The following is a 15,090-nucleotide window of genomic DNA, read 5'->3' as shown; positions in this document are numbered from 1 at the left end:
GGCAATTGATGGGTTTCACCCATCCTACGGGTGCCGGGACGCGACCAGTAAGTAGTGGAGTAGCCTGGATTAGCCGCAGGCGTAATCCGGGGCCGCAGGCCGTGATCCATGATTCAACGCAGGTCACCGACCGGCCGCTCCCGCCTTAAACCACTCAATCAGCCTTCTTGCGAATCCAATACAGATAACTACCCGCGTCTTCCTCCTGCTCCACCAGCTCATGACCGAGGAATACGCAGAATTTGGGAATATCGCGGCGGGTCGAGGGGTCAGTGGCGATGACCTTGAGCAAACCACCCGCCGGCAGATCGCGCACTTTGTTGTGCAACATCATCACCGGCTCCGGGCAGAACAATCCGCTGGCGTCGAGGGTGGCATCGGGTGTGGCATCGAGCATCAAGCTAACTCCGGAAAACGCTGATTCTTTCATGGGTCGCACATTACCGCTTGCGTAGCAACTGCAGGGGTATCTGGCTTGCGACCGTGTTGATCGCGATCTCCCCATGGAAACACATCACGGCCACCACTCGCCGGCAAGGGCTAGGCCCCGGCCCCTACAATTTCATTTACCTAGCCGGCGCAGGTGGCAGGTCACTTCCTCGCGGTCGTGATACAGCTGCTTGCAGGCGATGGATACCTTGACCTTGCGCGCCGCCAGGCCATCGGCAATGCGCTCGAGCAAACGGCGTACCTCGGCGTAACGCTGCTTCATCGGCAGTTTGAGGTTTACCACCGCTTCACGGCAATGCCCCTCGCCGATCCAGGTTTCCAGCAGGGCTGCACTGCGAGCGGGTTTCTCGACGATGTCGCAGACCATCCAGTCCACCGGTTGCTTGGGCTTCCAGGTGAAGCCATCGACCATCAGATGCTGCACCAGGCCGGTATCCATCAGGCTCTCGGCCATCGGCCCGTTGTCGATGGCGGTCACCAGCATGCCACGGCGTACCAGTTGATAGGTCCATCCACCGGGTGCAGCGCCAAGGTCGACGCCGGTCATCTCGTCCGACAGGCGTTCGTCCCACTGCTCGCGGGGGATGAAGGTGTGCCAGGCCTCTTCGAGCTTGAGGGTCGAGCGACTTGGCGCTTCGCGGGGGAACTTGAGGCGCGGAATGCCCATGGGCCAGATCGCCGAGTTGTTCGCCTCGGCCATGCCCAGGAACACCTCGCGGCCACTCTTGAAGGTCAGCAGCAGGCGCGACGCGCGGGCGTTCTCCACCAGCTTGCCAGCCGCCGTCAGCGCCTTTCGTAGCGGGCCTTCGAACTTCTTGCAGAAACCGGACAGTTCCTTGCCGTCGTTGGTATCCAGCACCTCCAGCCACAAGCTACCGAAGGCCGGCAACGGCGCCAGATGCTCCAGCAGCACGCTGATGCGATCCTTTTCCGGCAGTTCGATAAAGCGGCCCCGCGCCCACTGGCGCACGAAGATCAGTTGGCTGAAGCGCAGCCCGGCCATCAGCCGCTCGGCGCCCTCTTCATCGCTGCAGATGAATTCGGCACAAGCGGTATCGGGCTTGGCCTTGGCGTAACCTGGTACATCGAGACGCGCGGCGTGTTCGGCGATTTCCGCACACACCTCGTTCTCGAAACCGGGACGGCAATGCAGCAACAAAGTTTTCATCGGGGTTCTCCTTGGGGCGCGCATGATAGCGAAAACTGGAACCCACGGCGCCTGCCCCCTGTCCAGTGAACAGAATCCCAGTATTACCGGCTCCGCTGAACAGGCGTTTCATGCCACGCGCAAGACCGGACGACGGCTCATCGCAAGCCGCAGGGAACCATCGAGCAGAGCCCGGAGAGAGCCTCTGCCAAAACCAGAACGGCTTGTACCGTGCAAGCCACAAGGAGATGCACGATGCCTTCCATCGATAGCCTGAATTGCCGCCGTACCCTGAACGTCGAGGGCAGATCCTACGAATACTTCAGTCTCCCGGAGGCCGCCAAACAACTGGGTAACATCGACAAATTACCGATGTCGCTCAAGGTTCTGCTGGAAAACCTGCTGCGCTGGGAAGACGACAAGACCGTCACCCGCGAGGATCTGCAGGCCATGAGCGACTGGCTGCACAAGCGCAGCTCCGACCGCGAGATCCAGTACCGCCCGGCCCGCGTGCTGATGCAGGACTTTACCGGCGTGCCGGCGGTGGTCGACCTGGCCGCCATGCGCGACGCCATGGCCAAGGCCGGCGGCGATCCACAGAAGATCAACCCGCTGTCGCCCGTGGACTTGGTCATCGATCACTCGGTGATGGTCGACAAATTCGCCACGCCAGAGGCGTTCGGCGAAAACGTCGAGATCGAGATGCAACGCAACGGCGAGCGCTATGCGTTCCTGCGCTGGGGGCAGAGCGCCTTCGACAACTTCAGCGTGGTGCCACCGGGCACCGGCATCTGCCACCAGGTCAATCTGGAATACCTGGGCCGTACCGTGTGGACGAAAGAAGAAGACGGCACCACCTTCGCTTACCCCGATACCCTGGTCGGCACCGACTCGCACACCACCATGATCAACGGCCTCGGCGTACTCGGCTGGGGCGTCGGCGGCATCGAGGCGGAAGCCGCCATGCTCGGCCAGCCGGTGTCGATGCTGATTCCGGAAGTGATCGGCTTCAAGTTGACGGGCAAACTCAAGGAAGGCATCACCGCCACCGACCTGGTGCTGACCGTCACGCAGATGCTGCGCAAGAAGGGCGTGGTCGGCAAATTCGTCGAATTCTACGGCGACGGTCTGGCCGAGCTGCCTCTGGCGGATCGCGCCACCATCGCCAACATGGCACCGGAATATGGCGCTACCTGCGGCTTCTTCCCGGTCGACGAGATCACCCTGGGCTACCTGCGCCTGTCCGGTCGTCCCGAGGAAACGGTGAAGCTCGTGGAGGCCTACTCGAAGGCTCAGGGCATGTGGCGCAACGCCGGTACCGAGCCGGTGTTCACCGACAGCCTGAATCTGGACATGAGCGAAGTGGAAGCCAGCCTGGCCGGCCCCAAACGCCCACAGGATCGCGTCGCCCTGCCCCAGGTCAGCCAGGCCTTCGATGACTTCCTCGGGCTTCAGCTCAAGCCCAGCGGCAAGGAAGAAAGCCGTCTGGAGAACGAAGGCGGCGGTGGCGTGGCAGTGGGCAACGCCGCACAGAACGAAATCCACTACGAGATGGACGGCAAGCGTCACCCCCTGAGCGACGGTGCCGTGGTGATTGCCGCCATCACCTCCTGCACCAACACCTCCAACCCCAGCGTGATGATGGCCGCCGGCCTGTTGGCCAAGAAAGCCGTGGAAAAAGGCCTGCAGCGTAAACCCTGGGTCAAGAGTTCCCTGGCGCCCGGCTCCAAGGTGGTGACCGAGTACTTCGCCGCTGCCGGGCTGACCGAATACCTCGACAAACTGGGCTTCGACCTGGTCGGCTACGGCTGTACCACCTGCATCGGCAACTCGGGCCCGCTGCCTGACCCCATTGAAAAAGCCATCCAGGAAAACGACCTGACCGTGGCCTCGGTGCTGTCCGGCAACCGCAACTTCGAAGGCCGTGTGCACCCGCTGGTGAAAACCAACTGGCTGGCCTCGCCCCCCCTGGTGGTCGCCTACGCCCTGGCCGGCAGCGTGCGAATCAATATCGCCGAGGAGCCGCTGGGCGAAGACCGCGACGGCAAACCGGTGTACCTGCGCGATATCTGGCCGAACCAGAAGGAAATCGCCGACGCGGTACAGAAGGTCGACACCGCCATGTTCCGCAAGGAGTACGCCGAAGTGTTCGCCGGTGACGAACAGTGGCAGGCCATCGCCGTGCCCGAGGCTGATACCTACACGTGGCAGAACGATTCCACCTATATCCAGCATCCGCCTTTCTTCGAAGCCATCGACCAGGCGCCACCGGCCATCACAGACATCGCCAACGCGCGCATCCTCGCCCTGCTCGGCGATTCGGTGACCACCGACCACATTTCGCCTGCCGGCAACATCAAGGCCGACAGCCCTGCCGGCCGTTATCTGCGCGAGCAAGGGGTGGAACCGCGCGACTTCAACTCCTATGGCTCGCGCCGCGGCAACCACGAAGTGATGATGCGCGGCACCTTCGCCAATATTCGTATCCGCAACGAAATGCTCGACGGTGAAGAAGGCGGCAACACCCTGCACGTGCCCAGCGGCGAGAAACTGGCGATCTACGACGCGTCCATGCGCTATCAGCAAGAAGGCACGCCGCTGGCGGTGATCGCCGGCAAGGAATACGGCACCGGTTCGAGCCGCGACTGGGCCGCCAAGGGCACCAACCTGCTCGGGGTGAAGGCGGTGATCGCCGAGAGCTTCGAGCGCATCCACCGCTCCAACCTGGTGGGCATGGGCGTGCTGCCGCTGCAATTCACCGAGGGCACCGACCGCAAAAGTCTCGGCCTCACCGGCCAGGAAACCCTCGCCATCAAGGGCCTGGACGGTGTGGAACTGCGCCCGCACATGCCACTGACTCTGGAGATCACCCGTGAGGACGGCAAGCAGCAGAGCGTCGAGCTGCTCTGCCGTATCGACACCCTCAACGAGGTGGAGTACTTCAAGGCCGGCGGCATTCTGCACTACGTGCTACGCCAGCTGATCGCGGGATGATCGCCAACCTGCACAGTCGCCGCAAGGATGCGGGCGGCTGCGCAATGGAAGGACACCAATGATCTTGTGGAAGCGTCGCCCCGGCGCGAAACGATTCAACGCAATGGATGCGTTGCTCACACCATTCGCCGCGAGGACGCGACTCCTACAAATCGCAGGGTCGATAGGCACGAACGCCCTTTTTATTCACCACGAACGCCGCACTTTGGGTGCAATCGTCGCCATCGAAACAGCAACCCTACCAATGGATCGTCGTTCTACTGGCGCCAAAATGTGCTCCAGTTCCAATTCCAGTTACACTCCCACTCCTGCCACGCGTACGCGATAAATCAAAAAAATCATCAGGGTAGATGCCATGCGTAACAACCAGCCGATCACAGGAAACGAGCGGACGTTTCCGGCGCACCAGCGTTTGATCTCGACGACCGATCTCAAGGGCCAGATCACCTACTGCAACGACGCCTTCGTCGAAATCAGCGGCTTCGACCACAATGAGCTGATACGCGCGCCGCACAACCTGGTGCGTCACCCTGACGTGCCGCCCGCCGTGTTCGAGCATATGTGGAGCACCCTGAAGAATGGCCGGCCGTGGATGGGCATCGTCAAGAACCGCTGCAAGAATGGCGACCATTACTGGGTCAACGCCTACGTGGTGCCGGTGCTCGATGACGGCAAGGTCACCGGCTACGAGTCGGTACGCAGCAAACCTACCGCCGAGCAGGTTCAGCGGGCTCAGGCGCTCTACGGCCGCCTCAACGCCGGCAAGACCGCCATACCGAACCGCGACCGCTGGTTACCAGTGCTGCAGAACTGGCTACCGTTCATTCTGGTCAGCCAGGTCGGCTTTCTGGTCGGTGCCTGGCTGGATAGCACCTGGGGCTTTATCGCCGCGGCAGCACTGTCGATTCCCCTCGGCCTGCTGGGCCTGGCCTGGCAAAGCCGCGGCATCAAACGCCTGCTGCAGTTAGCTGAGCAAAGTACCTCCGACCCGCTGATCGCGCAGATGTACACCGACAGCCGCGGTGTCGAGGGCCGCCTGGAACTGTCCATCCTCAGCCAGGAAGCACGCCTCAAGACCTGCCTCACCCGCCTGCAGGACAGCGCCGAAAACCTCGCCAAACAGGCCCGGCAGGCCGATACCCTCGCCCACAACAGCTCCGCCGGGCTGCAGCGCCAGCGCGAAGAAACCGATCAGGTCGCCACCGCCGTCAACGAAATGGCCGCCACCACCCTGGAAGTGGCCAACAACGTGGCCCGCACCGCCATCGCCACCCAGGAAGCCAACCGCCTCACCCAGGAAGGCCGCACCATCGCCAGCGAAACCCGCGAAGCGATCCAGCGCCTGTCGCTTTCCGTGGGCGAGACCGGCGAAACCGTCACCCGCCTGGCACGCGACAGCAACGAAATCGGCGGCGTGGTCGATGTAATCAAAGGCATCGCCGACCAGACCAACCTGCTAGCCCTCAACGCCGCCATCGAAGCCGCCCGCGCCGGTGAAATGGGCCGCGGCTTCGCCGTGGTCGCCGATGAGGTTCGCTCCCTGGCCCAGCGCACCGCCCAGTCCACCGGGCAGATCCACGAACTGATCGCCAAACTGCAACGCACCGCCGACGAAGCCGTACTGACCATGGACATCGGCCGCAAGCAGGCCGACGAAGGCGTCGAACGCGTACAACAAGCCGACCACGCCCTCGCCGGCATCAGCGACGCCGTGGCCAATATCGCCGAAATGGCCGACCAGATCGCCGCAGCCGCCGAAGAACAGAGCGCCGTTGCCGACGAAATCAGCCGCAACATCACCACCATCGCCCAACTCTCCGACCAGACTGCTGGCGAGGCCCAAAGTACGGCATTGCTGAGTGAGGAGCTGACCAGTACGGCGCAGGGGCAGTATTCGTTGGTGGCGCGGTTTAATCGGTAAGGTGAAGGGCGCAATGCAGATGTGTTGCGCTCTTCTTACACCGCTCTCCCACGTCTCGGTCAAAGCAGACCCGAAAGCCCTTGCTGGCGAACTGTGTATTTAGTGTATAAGCCACCCAAAGCCCAGCACCTCGCCATATGCCGCGGCCTAGACAGGGTTAGCGATAAGGCAACGGAATGTTATACACCACGCCCGCCCAGGGAGTTATGCACCATTTGGTGTCTATTTATAGTAAGGCCTCTATGAACTGGCGCTCGCTCATAAAAACCAATGAGGAATCCTTCGGCAGAGGGACTGTTTTTCGTTTTCCGGCCAAGCATCCCTTCGAGTCGGTAGTCGACTTCATGATCATCGAAGACCATAACCCGCCATCGTTCTGTAAACTCATATGCGCGTCTGGCTATCACGCTGGCCAGACCGAGTTAGTGCTTCCTGCCGAGGCAAGGCACCTGTCTGGAGGAGTATCTACCGTTTGGTTGCAAAACAACTGGTCTAAATGGGTCTATCCAGACTGCGCATTAGAGAGTATCCACTACATAGACTGCTATCCATCTAACCATGGAGGCCAAGCCTAACATGCGGTTCAAGGTCGTTCGCTACGCTCACTCGGGACAGGCTAAAGCCCGCCCCTTAACCAAACGTTGCAGAGCAATACGGAATTCCTTGCACGCACACTGATATTTGCCTGCAAATACATTAATGGTCAAAGCAACTAAGGAGTTGTTCAGTGACCGAAGCAAGACCAACCTACTCCGTCACACGCACCACTCCGTCGGTGGAGACGTACCGCCACCTTCGTATCGCTGCTGGGCTGAGCCCCAAAACAATCGAGGCGGCAGAGCGCGGCCTGCCGAATACATTGTTCGCCGTTCAGATCGTCTGTGATGATGTGCCTATCGGCATGGGGCGCGTTATCGGCGATGGCGGCACTTTCTATCAAGTGGTGGATATCGCAGTACTTCCAGAGCATCAGGGGCGTGGCGTGGGCAAGAGGATCATGGCCGAGATTACCGACTACATTGCGCGCGAGGTGCCAGAATCCGCGTACGTCAGTTTGATGGCTGACGGCGAGGCGTATCGCCTGTATCAGCAATTCGGTTTTTCGCTAACCGCACCTGCAAGTTTGGGGATGGCGTTGAAGAAAACCGCGAATCAGCATGAAAATCACTCTAAATCGAAGATCAGAAACTGAATCACGGCAAACGCGGTAAGACGGATCAACTTGTAGGATGGATCGGACGCTCAGCCTAGCGAAGCATAATCGTCGTTTACCGCGTGGCACGCCCATCAACCATATGAAGTAATACAGTTCGTGTGGCGGATTACGCCTGCGGCTAATACGCCCTACAAATTCTTCAATGGCTTTACCAACGGTTGTCATGCGCCCTTCAGCGCGGCAGGATTGACTGCACAACGACAAGGATGCCGAGCAATGACTCCGGATGACTACAACCGCTTACGCAAACACGTCGACTTTCTCGAATCCCTGCTCGCGGTACTGGTCATCGCGCTATTCGTGCTGGCCATGTTCCGGCCCGATGGCGAGTTGTTGATTGCGTTGGCAGTGGTCATTGCTGGCGTGCTGCTGAGCCTCTATCGCCAGCATCGAACGTCGTCGCGTTACGCCTGCCCTGGCTGCGGTGAGTCGCCCCATAGCAAGACCGATGGCGTTGCGGGTGAACGGCATGATCCGGCGACGCCGAATTGCCTGCATTGTGGACAACGGTTGTCGGAGTGAGCAGACGATGATTGCATCGTTCTGTAGGAGCGGTGGGGGCGCCTAGCCTTGCCGGCGATAGCGGCAGTGAGCCCCGAGGCATCGACTCGTTACCAGTGACCGCAAGAGAAACTAAGAGATCAACGCGTATCTCTAAATTCCTCTTCGCGGACATTTCAGAAAACCAGGACTACCTGCTCAGATCACAATATCGTACGTACGAATATTTTGGCGCAAAGCTGATAAAAAGGAGAAGGCATTCTCTACTTGCCCCCCCTGAAAACCAAGATAATAGTTATTGGGAGTCAAAACCGTACCGGATCCACGCTTATTATCGGGATGCAAGCAATATGGAATCGAAAGAAGGCCGCAATCAAACGCAGAAAGAATAGCTTCCGATATATTAGAATCAAGCACCAATGTTCCTGAAATTAATTTAGTGGCTTTATCCAATATCCGATTATGTTCATCATAATCAAAAGGCACTTCCGACAAGACGCCCCCTGTCCGGAGACAGTACTCGGCGTACTCCAAAGCCGCGATGTTCTCCTCAATACGTGGAATCCGCCGCGATTCTACCGGAGTCTTGACGATAACCCGATGAACGCCAGCGGCGCGGACAACTGAAAGTGCATCTTGCATGATACGACAGAACCCCCCGATTGTACGAGGAAAGAATCCCATAAATACATAGGCAACGAAATGGTAGCTACCTGGCGTGAAACGCTCCCCAACAAGCTTCTTCAATGCTGATAACGCGGCCAGATCCTGCATAGGAGAAATTCCTTGCGCATAGGAGAACGACAGAGTCGAAATTCCATGCTCACGCAGGAACAAGCCCTCGAGAACGTTGAGAGCCACCAAAACAGCGGGATCACACATTTGTCCCATCATGCAGCCTGCAAAGCTCTCAATGTGGCTGTGCTCTACACCTTGCGACAGTACCTCACAGGCGCTCCTCCAGTGAGAGAATGCATCACGCAAAGGAGTGCGGCTATACGGTAGACAATAGGAGACTGGCCCTCCTTCGGTGGCGGCCAAGCCCACTTCGGTCATTCTCCGGAAAATGTGAACAGGATCCGGAGAACCATGGCGGATCTGGACAGGAACATTGTAAATATCACGAATACGACCCAGCATCTCCCGCGTCTCTGCAACAGGATGGTTGACGATGGGATAGCCATTGAGCATCGCGCCGTTGTCGATCGCCCGTTGCGCTGCGTCCAAGTCATTCACTCGGGTGAATGCATCCAGCGTGATGGTGCAAACAGTGTTGGCATGACTGCCGGCAGTGGCCTTCAATCCTGCCTGCATCCGGCTACGGGAACTGAAGCCCATACGTGGCTGGAGCACTGGGCCACTCAAGGCATAGCGGTCGAGTACATACGCGTTAAAATCATGCATTCTTAAAGAACTCCACTGGCCTGAATGCCTCATACCTTATGATCAACTGCTCAGAGGATCAGATCCTAATATTGGGAACTCCACTACGACCGCCTTCCACGGTCTCCATAACAAGCGCCTGAAAGTAGTCGAAACTATTCTTCACACTGTCATCAAAAACCCCGTCAAAACCAGCTTCCTTGAGTGCTTCGCTATGCCGCGCAATGGTCAAGGGATCATTTTCAGTACAGATTTTTCCACCAACACACAGCAGCCCATGAAACTTTGCGTCCCCGCGAACCCGGCGAGCAATTTCAATCCCTTCTATATAACCATGACCGTTGACAGTACTCACAACGACCATTTCACAGGGGTTGGACTTCAGCCAGTTAACAACATCACCCACGGGGGTGTTAGGTCCCATATTCTCTATCTGATACCCCCACTCACCCAATAGAAAATCCATAAATACCAGGTTCCAGCTATGAGAATCCGATGGAACAGTAATTAAAAGAACAGACTTCCTGCGACTCATATCTCACCCCATTAGACCGAAGTAGCTTTTTCATAGTACGGACGGGCCCTCTGGAAATTTCTGAAATTTCTTGTAACAGAAGCTCCATACCCCCAGTAGCCCACATAATTGCTCGGAAATGGCTTAGATCCATCGAGCATGTCACGCTCGCGCGCCGTTATATAGTTCGGCCAATCCGTTGACCTCGGGCGCCGGTGATGAAAGTCATGGCATGGAGTATCGCCAACCATGATGAATATCCGCACGAAGAGGTGAACAGTAAGCATCTTCAGGAGCCATAACGAAATCCAGACAACCCGTTTGATTAGTCCCGCATCTTCCTTTATGTAAAGAGCTTCCCCGATAAAGACCCCGGTCGTACTCTCACAGATGAATTCGACACCCCGCTTCTCGAGTACTTCCACACTAGGCCAAGTATGCTCGGCAGCTAGCCGAAATGTAGAGCTGATGTGGTATCCCATAAAGACTGGAAGTACCCAGGCAATAATAAAGACATCAAACTGCCCTAGAAATAGAGCGATCACTGATGCTATCGACCAGCAGCTCAGCGTCAACGCAGCTATTCTTTTGTTTGGTGCAGTTGCTGTAGACTTCACGCGCCCCCAGGAAGATCGGAGAATCGCCAACGGCGACAGCGCTGTCGTAACCAGTTTCGCCCACATAACGAAAACACTGTCAGACGGTTTTAATCCGACCGTCCCCTGCAAGTACGAAAGCGTATCATCCTTATCCGTTAACAACGACTTGGAACTGTGATGAAGCAAATGTTCTTTCTTATATACTTCGAACGGCTTCAACATAAGGAAGCCCGAGATTAAATTCCCTACAAGTGCATTCAGCTTCTTATTGGTAAATACCATGTCGTGGGCGCAATTGTGGCATATCATGACTTGAAACTGCTTTATCCCCCCTGAAGCGAGAATAAACCCCAAAGCCCACATCACCGCATTGGCTTTTATGTAACCCGACGCCAACAGCATCACGCCCAATGAAATAAAACCGACTGAAACAGCAACGTGGAACATCGGAGTCAATTTGCGCACATTCCCCAGGTCTTCCGCCAATGGCTTGGCCGTGAGCCAGCTTAAGAACGGCTGAAAATATTTAGGAAGCACTCGCATTGTTTCTCTCGGCATATCCCACCCCCAATTAAATTCCTTTCATGGGAAAACGATACGCCGCAATTGATACTGGTTTATATTGATTTTTATGGGGATCGATTTTTCATTTTTGGAATGCCATGCTCCTCATGAATGTGTATAAATATCTTGATTGACACAGACGTTTGGCAATCTGGGAAAATGATACCGTAACGACCAACAGCAACGAGCAACGCTATTGCTGGTAACATGAAACTCACACCCCCCAGCTGCACTCGGCCTGCCCGGCCGGGCATCGGTCTGCGGTACGCGCCCAGGCAAGGACATTGCTACCACCAAAATGCATACGCCAAGCTAAGAGATGAGGACAGAAGCAAGTGAACTGGGATGATCTAAGGATATTCATTTCCGTTGCAAAGACCAGTAATGTCACTGACGCAGGACATTCTCTAAAGGTTTCCGCTTCCACAGTGGCGCGTAAGATTGCTGCACTGGAAGAGTCATTAGGAATAAGCTTATTTCTGAAAAAAACCAACGGTTACTTTCTCACTGAGGCAGGAAAGAATCTTTTGCCATTGGCACTTGAAACCGAAGAACGATTTAAACTTATTGAACGACAGATATCGCACCCAAACGAGGGTGCCGCAGGCCGCGTCCGGATCGACTGCCCGGAGATCATGGGAACCCACTTCATAATCCCCACGCTATCAAAGGTACGCGAACAGTACCCCGACATCAGCTTCGATGTAATTAATTCCGCTATATCGTCAAAACTGACGCAAAGTCACAGCGATATCATCATCCGTCTGCGCAGACCGGAAAATGGCAATTTCACGATGCGCCGCCTTGGACAACTCACTCAGTGCCTTTTCTGTTCAGAACGATATGCAATCAAGTACGGCATACCAACTGAACCATCCGAGTTGATCCACCATCACCTCATCGGCTGGACAGAAGAGATGGCGCACATGCCGCTTGCACAGTGGCTAAACGAGATTAGTCGCGGTCAAAAAATCTGGATGAGACTTCACAATCTAAACGCGCAGATCAAAGCCGTTGAAGCCGATCTTGGCATAGCGGTACTTCCAGCTTACATTGGGCAAAAAATGGGGCTACGCCATCTTTTTCCCGATATACCTTCGCACCGTTCCGATATTTGGCTTCTGCGAAACCAAGCAAGTCAGGATCTCAGGCGTGTCACCGTTGTGGTAGATTATCTGATCCAGTTATTTGAGACTTCGCGCACCGACATACAATGACAGGTTCCTCTCCAGAGTATTACTGGGATCCTGGAATCAGGATAAGAGAACCCCGAACTTTCCTTGCTTGAAGAAGGTGATGTGCCTGAGCAGCTTCCACGAGAGGCATTCTCGTTACCTGCAGAGGAGGAATTTCACCGCTGGCAAGGGCGGTCATCACCCGAATCGAAGCATTTGTGAGCTCGGCCTTCGTACCGATGTAGTGCTTTAAGGTTGGTCGAGTCACATGCAATGAGCCCAGTTGCCCGAGCCGTGACAGATTGAATCCTGTCACATCCCCTGATGAATTTCCAAATAATACCAGCCGACCTTGCTGTCGCAGGCAAGCAAGTGATAACTCGATTGTTGCATTTCCGATAGAGTCGAAAACCACATCAACGCCTTTCCCTTGCGTCAATTCTCTAATCGCCAGAACGGTGGAAGGATCTGCAGCATCAAAAGCCGCGACGCAACCCGCGTCCAAGGCTTGAGCTCTTTTGGCAGGCGTCGAAGCAAGGCCAATGACACGGGCGCCCCTGGCGGCGAGCCAACCGGTAGCGATACTCCCTACTCCCCCTGCTGCTGCGTGCCAAACAATCCAATCACCAGGCCCCAGCGGGACGCAGCGAAAGGTAAGATATTCAGCAGCAATTCCCTTAAACATTGCAGCAGCCGCTAGATCTGTCGATAAGTCATCGGCCAGTTTGATCGCACGAGCAGCCGGAAGAATTGCATGAGAAGCGTAGCTCCCAGTAGAAGAATCCACAAAGGCAACCCGATCGCCTACAGAAAACTCGGTTACAGCTCGCCCACATGACACTATGTAACCTGCGCCCTCGAAGCCGATGCTTTTGGGGAATGTCAGACTATCGTTCAACGCGCCAGAGCGCCGGTAGAGATCGATGAAGTTTACTCCTGCAGCTTCAATCGCAACGGCGATCTCTTCCGAGCCAGGCGGCTGCAAATTATAGGTACTGAGCTTTAGCACCTCAGGCCCGCCAGGAGCTGTGCATATAACTCCATATGCTTTGATCATGCTCCCTCCTTTACAAAGAGTCAGTTCTGATAAATATCCAGACTGCCACTGCAATAAGCATTAGCCCAAATACAGCGTTTTGCGCCCTCAGCAGCTCTGGACGCGCACTCAACAATTTCTGAATAGTCGCCCCCAATGAAACCCAGATAAGGTGCGCAATAAAATTCAATGAAATCAATGCAAAGCTGAGCGCAAGAACTACGCTGCTACTTGTCTTTCCAGTTGGAATGAATGTCGAAAACATAACAAGCAGCATCACCAACCCCTGCACATTCCCAAGCTGTACCATGACCCCATCCCGGAACTGCAAATCCAGATTTTCGTTATTCGTGGATATCATTGGGCGCAATAGCAACCGCATACCCAGCCACATGATGTAAATACTGCCAGCAACCCGAAGTCCCCACACAAGTGCGGGCTCACTCATTAATGTGTGATACAAGCCCAGGCCAACCAGCATCGAAATAACAAAATAGGCAATGTCCAGGCCTGCAATGAATAGTACCGAGCGCCGGACACCACTCTGCGCACCCGAGGTCGCCACCATCAGGTTGCCTGGACCTGCACTCATGGCTAATGGAATCATAGTGGTCAACCATAACGGCCAATTGATTTCTAGAAGCACTTTCGCTCGCCTTTTGTTATTGGCACAGGGAATCTAGGCCTATTGTAATTCTTGCGCCACATCAAAGTTATCTCCAATTTTGGAAAACGCCCCCCCATAACTGGAGATCCGAGCATGTGAGCAATCAAGAGAACGGCAATGGTCACGGTTCCGTCAGGCACCAATTAAATGGGTTACAAGATATCGCCTTGTTTGCATACGATGTTGGTCATCCCTACCTATGCGTATATCGACTCCTCAACAGGCAATGAAAAGTAATGCCGTCAGTACGCTTTCATTCGTATATCTGGCCTGTTTTTGGCACATCTAGAAACGTTGGCGAGACAGCCAGTGCAATACCGATGGCGATCCCGCAAAAACAGGCGAAAAGAGCTTGGACTCCCACACGAGCCTGTTTTTAACGCAACGATGACAACGCAGATAATTTTTAGAGGTGCCTTGGTGGGCTTATCCGCTGGCCATTCTGTCGTCCGTATAGCAGGGCCAAGCACTCACTGGATCATGATTGTTATTGGCCTTGCGCCACTCAGCAATGAGCAAAGACAGTTGCTACGTGCTTGGCATCGCGACAGGATTCAGCGAAGAACAACAAGGTGCTGTGCAATGACTCCGGATGACTACAACCGCTCACGCAAACACGTCGACTTTCTCGAGTCCCTGCTCGCGGTACTGGTCATCGCACTATTCGTGCTGGCCATGTTCCGGCCCGATGGCGAGTTGTTGATTGCGTTGGCAGTGGTCATTGCTGGCGTGCTGCTGAACCTCTATCGCCAGCATCGAACGTTGTCGCGTTACGCCTGCCCTGGCTGTGGTGAGTCGCCCCATAGCAAGGCCGATGGCGTTGCGGGTGATCGGCATGATCCGGCGACGCCGAATTGTCTGCATTGTGGCCAGCGGTTGTCGGAGTGAGCAGGCGATGGATGCACCGTTCTGTAGGAACGGCG

Annotated in this window: 14 protein-coding genes; 7 read left to right on the top strand and 7 right to left on the bottom strand. The window is 55.9% G+C overall.

Going from position 1 to position 15,090, the window contains the following annotated elements; genetic code table 11:
• Positions 1-154 precede the first annotated feature (154 nt).
• On the bottom strand, positions 155-397 hold the full coding sequence (gene tusA, locus DNK10_RS07665; RefSeq protein WP_131191119.1) for a sulfurtransferase TusA: 243 nt from the start codon (positions 395-397) through the stop codon (positions 155-157).
• A gap of 165 nt (positions 398-562) precedes the next feature.
• A complete protein-coding gene (rlmM, locus tag DNK10_RS07660; RefSeq protein WP_131182289.1) occupies positions 563-1,618 on the bottom strand; it encodes a 23S rRNA (cytidine(2498)-2'-O)-methyltransferase RlmM in 1,056 nt (351 codons plus the stop codon).
• Between the two features lie 234 nt (positions 1,619-1,852).
• Here rlmM and acnA point away from each other — a divergent pair, with 234 nt between their 5' ends.
• The 5 genes from acnA to DNK10_RS07635 all read left to right on the top strand — a co-directional run bounded on the left by acnA (position 1,853) and on the right by DNK10_RS07635 (position 8,250).
• A complete protein-coding gene (acnA, locus tag DNK10_RS07655; RefSeq protein WP_131191118.1) occupies positions 1,853-4,591 on the top strand; it encodes an aconitate hydratase AcnA in 2,739 nt (912 codons plus the stop codon).
• A 355-nt stretch (positions 4,592-4,946) separates the two neighbouring features.
• Positions 4,947-6,512: a methyl-accepting chemotaxis protein gene (locus DNK10_RS07650; RefSeq protein WP_131182291.1), complete on the top strand. Its 1,566-nt coding sequence runs from the start codon at positions 4,947-4,949 to the stop codon at positions 6,510-6,512.
• A 176-nt stretch (positions 6,513-6,688) separates the two neighbouring features.
• Complete coding sequence (gene imm45 / locus DNK10_RS26395; RefSeq protein WP_131191117.1) at positions 6,689-7,087, top strand: Imm45 family immunity protein; 399 nt, start codon at positions 6,689-6,691, stop codon at positions 7,085-7,087.
• Positions 7,088-7,239: 152 nt separating this feature from the next.
• Entirely contained in the window at positions 7,240-7,704 is a 465-nt protein-coding gene (locus DNK10_RS07640) for a GNAT family N-acetyltransferase (RefSeq protein ID WP_131191116.1), read from the top strand.
• Positions 7,705-7,944: 240 nt separating this feature from the next.
• Entirely contained in the window at positions 7,945-8,250 is a 306-nt protein-coding gene (locus tag DNK10_RS07635; protein WP_131182294.1) for a hypothetical protein, read from the top strand.
• Between the two features lie 177 nt (positions 8,251-8,427).
• Here the strand turns inward: DNK10_RS07635 and DNK10_RS07630 are convergent, their stop codons facing one another.
• The 3 genes from DNK10_RS07630 to DNK10_RS07620 form a co-directional block, all read right to left on the bottom strand.
• On the bottom strand, positions 8,428-9,633 hold the full coding sequence (locus tag DNK10_RS07630; protein WP_131191115.1) for a methylaspartate mutase: 1,206 nt from the start codon (positions 9,631-9,633) through the stop codon (positions 8,428-8,430).
• A 58-nt stretch (positions 9,634-9,691) separates the two neighbouring features.
• A complete protein-coding gene (locus DNK10_RS07625) occupies positions 9,692-10,078 on the bottom strand; it encodes a hypothetical protein (RefSeq protein WP_207390036.1) in 387 nt (128 codons plus the stop codon).
• Positions 10,079-10,158: 80 nt separating this feature from the next.
• A complete protein-coding gene (locus tag DNK10_RS07620; RefSeq protein WP_207390035.1) occupies positions 10,159-11,268 on the bottom strand; it encodes a fatty acid desaturase in 1,110 nt (369 codons plus the stop codon).
• Between the two features lie 356 nt (positions 11,269-11,624).
• On the opposite strand from DNK10_RS07620, the gene DNK10_RS07615 reads away from it, so the two are divergent.
• A complete protein-coding gene (locus DNK10_RS07615; RefSeq protein WP_131182298.1) occupies positions 11,625-12,506 on the top strand; it encodes a LysR family transcriptional regulator in 882 nt (293 codons plus the stop codon).
• A 19-nt stretch (positions 12,507-12,525) separates the two neighbouring features.
• On the opposite strand, the gene DNK10_RS07610 is transcribed toward DNK10_RS07615, so the two are convergent.
• Together DNK10_RS07610 and DNK10_RS07605 are read right to left on the bottom strand one after the other, a co-directional pair.
• Positions 12,526-13,521: a quinone oxidoreductase family protein gene (locus tag DNK10_RS07610; protein ID WP_131191114.1), complete on the bottom strand. Its 996-nt coding sequence runs from the start codon at positions 13,519-13,521 to the stop codon at positions 12,526-12,528.
• Positions 13,522-13,531: 10 nt separating this feature from the next.
• Entirely contained in the window at positions 13,532-14,107 is a 576-nt protein-coding gene (locus tag DNK10_RS07605; protein WP_131182300.1) for a LysE family translocator, read from the bottom strand.
• A gap of 642 nt (positions 14,108-14,749) precedes the next feature.
• On the opposite strand from DNK10_RS07605, the gene DNK10_RS07600 reads away from it, so the two are divergent.
• Entirely contained in the window at positions 14,750-15,055 is a 306-nt protein-coding gene (locus DNK10_RS07600) for a hypothetical protein (protein ID WP_131191113.1), read from the top strand.
• The last annotated feature ends 35 nt before the right edge of the window (positions 15,056-15,090 follow it).

Source organism: Phytopseudomonas daroniae (genome assembly GCF_004327275.1).
Lineage (GTDB): Bacteria > Pseudomonadota > Gammaproteobacteria > Pseudomonadales > Pseudomonadaceae > Aquipseudomonas > Aquipseudomonas daroniae.
Note: the sequence above shows the minus strand (reverse complement) of the source record. Positions and strands in the feature narration are given on the sequence as shown.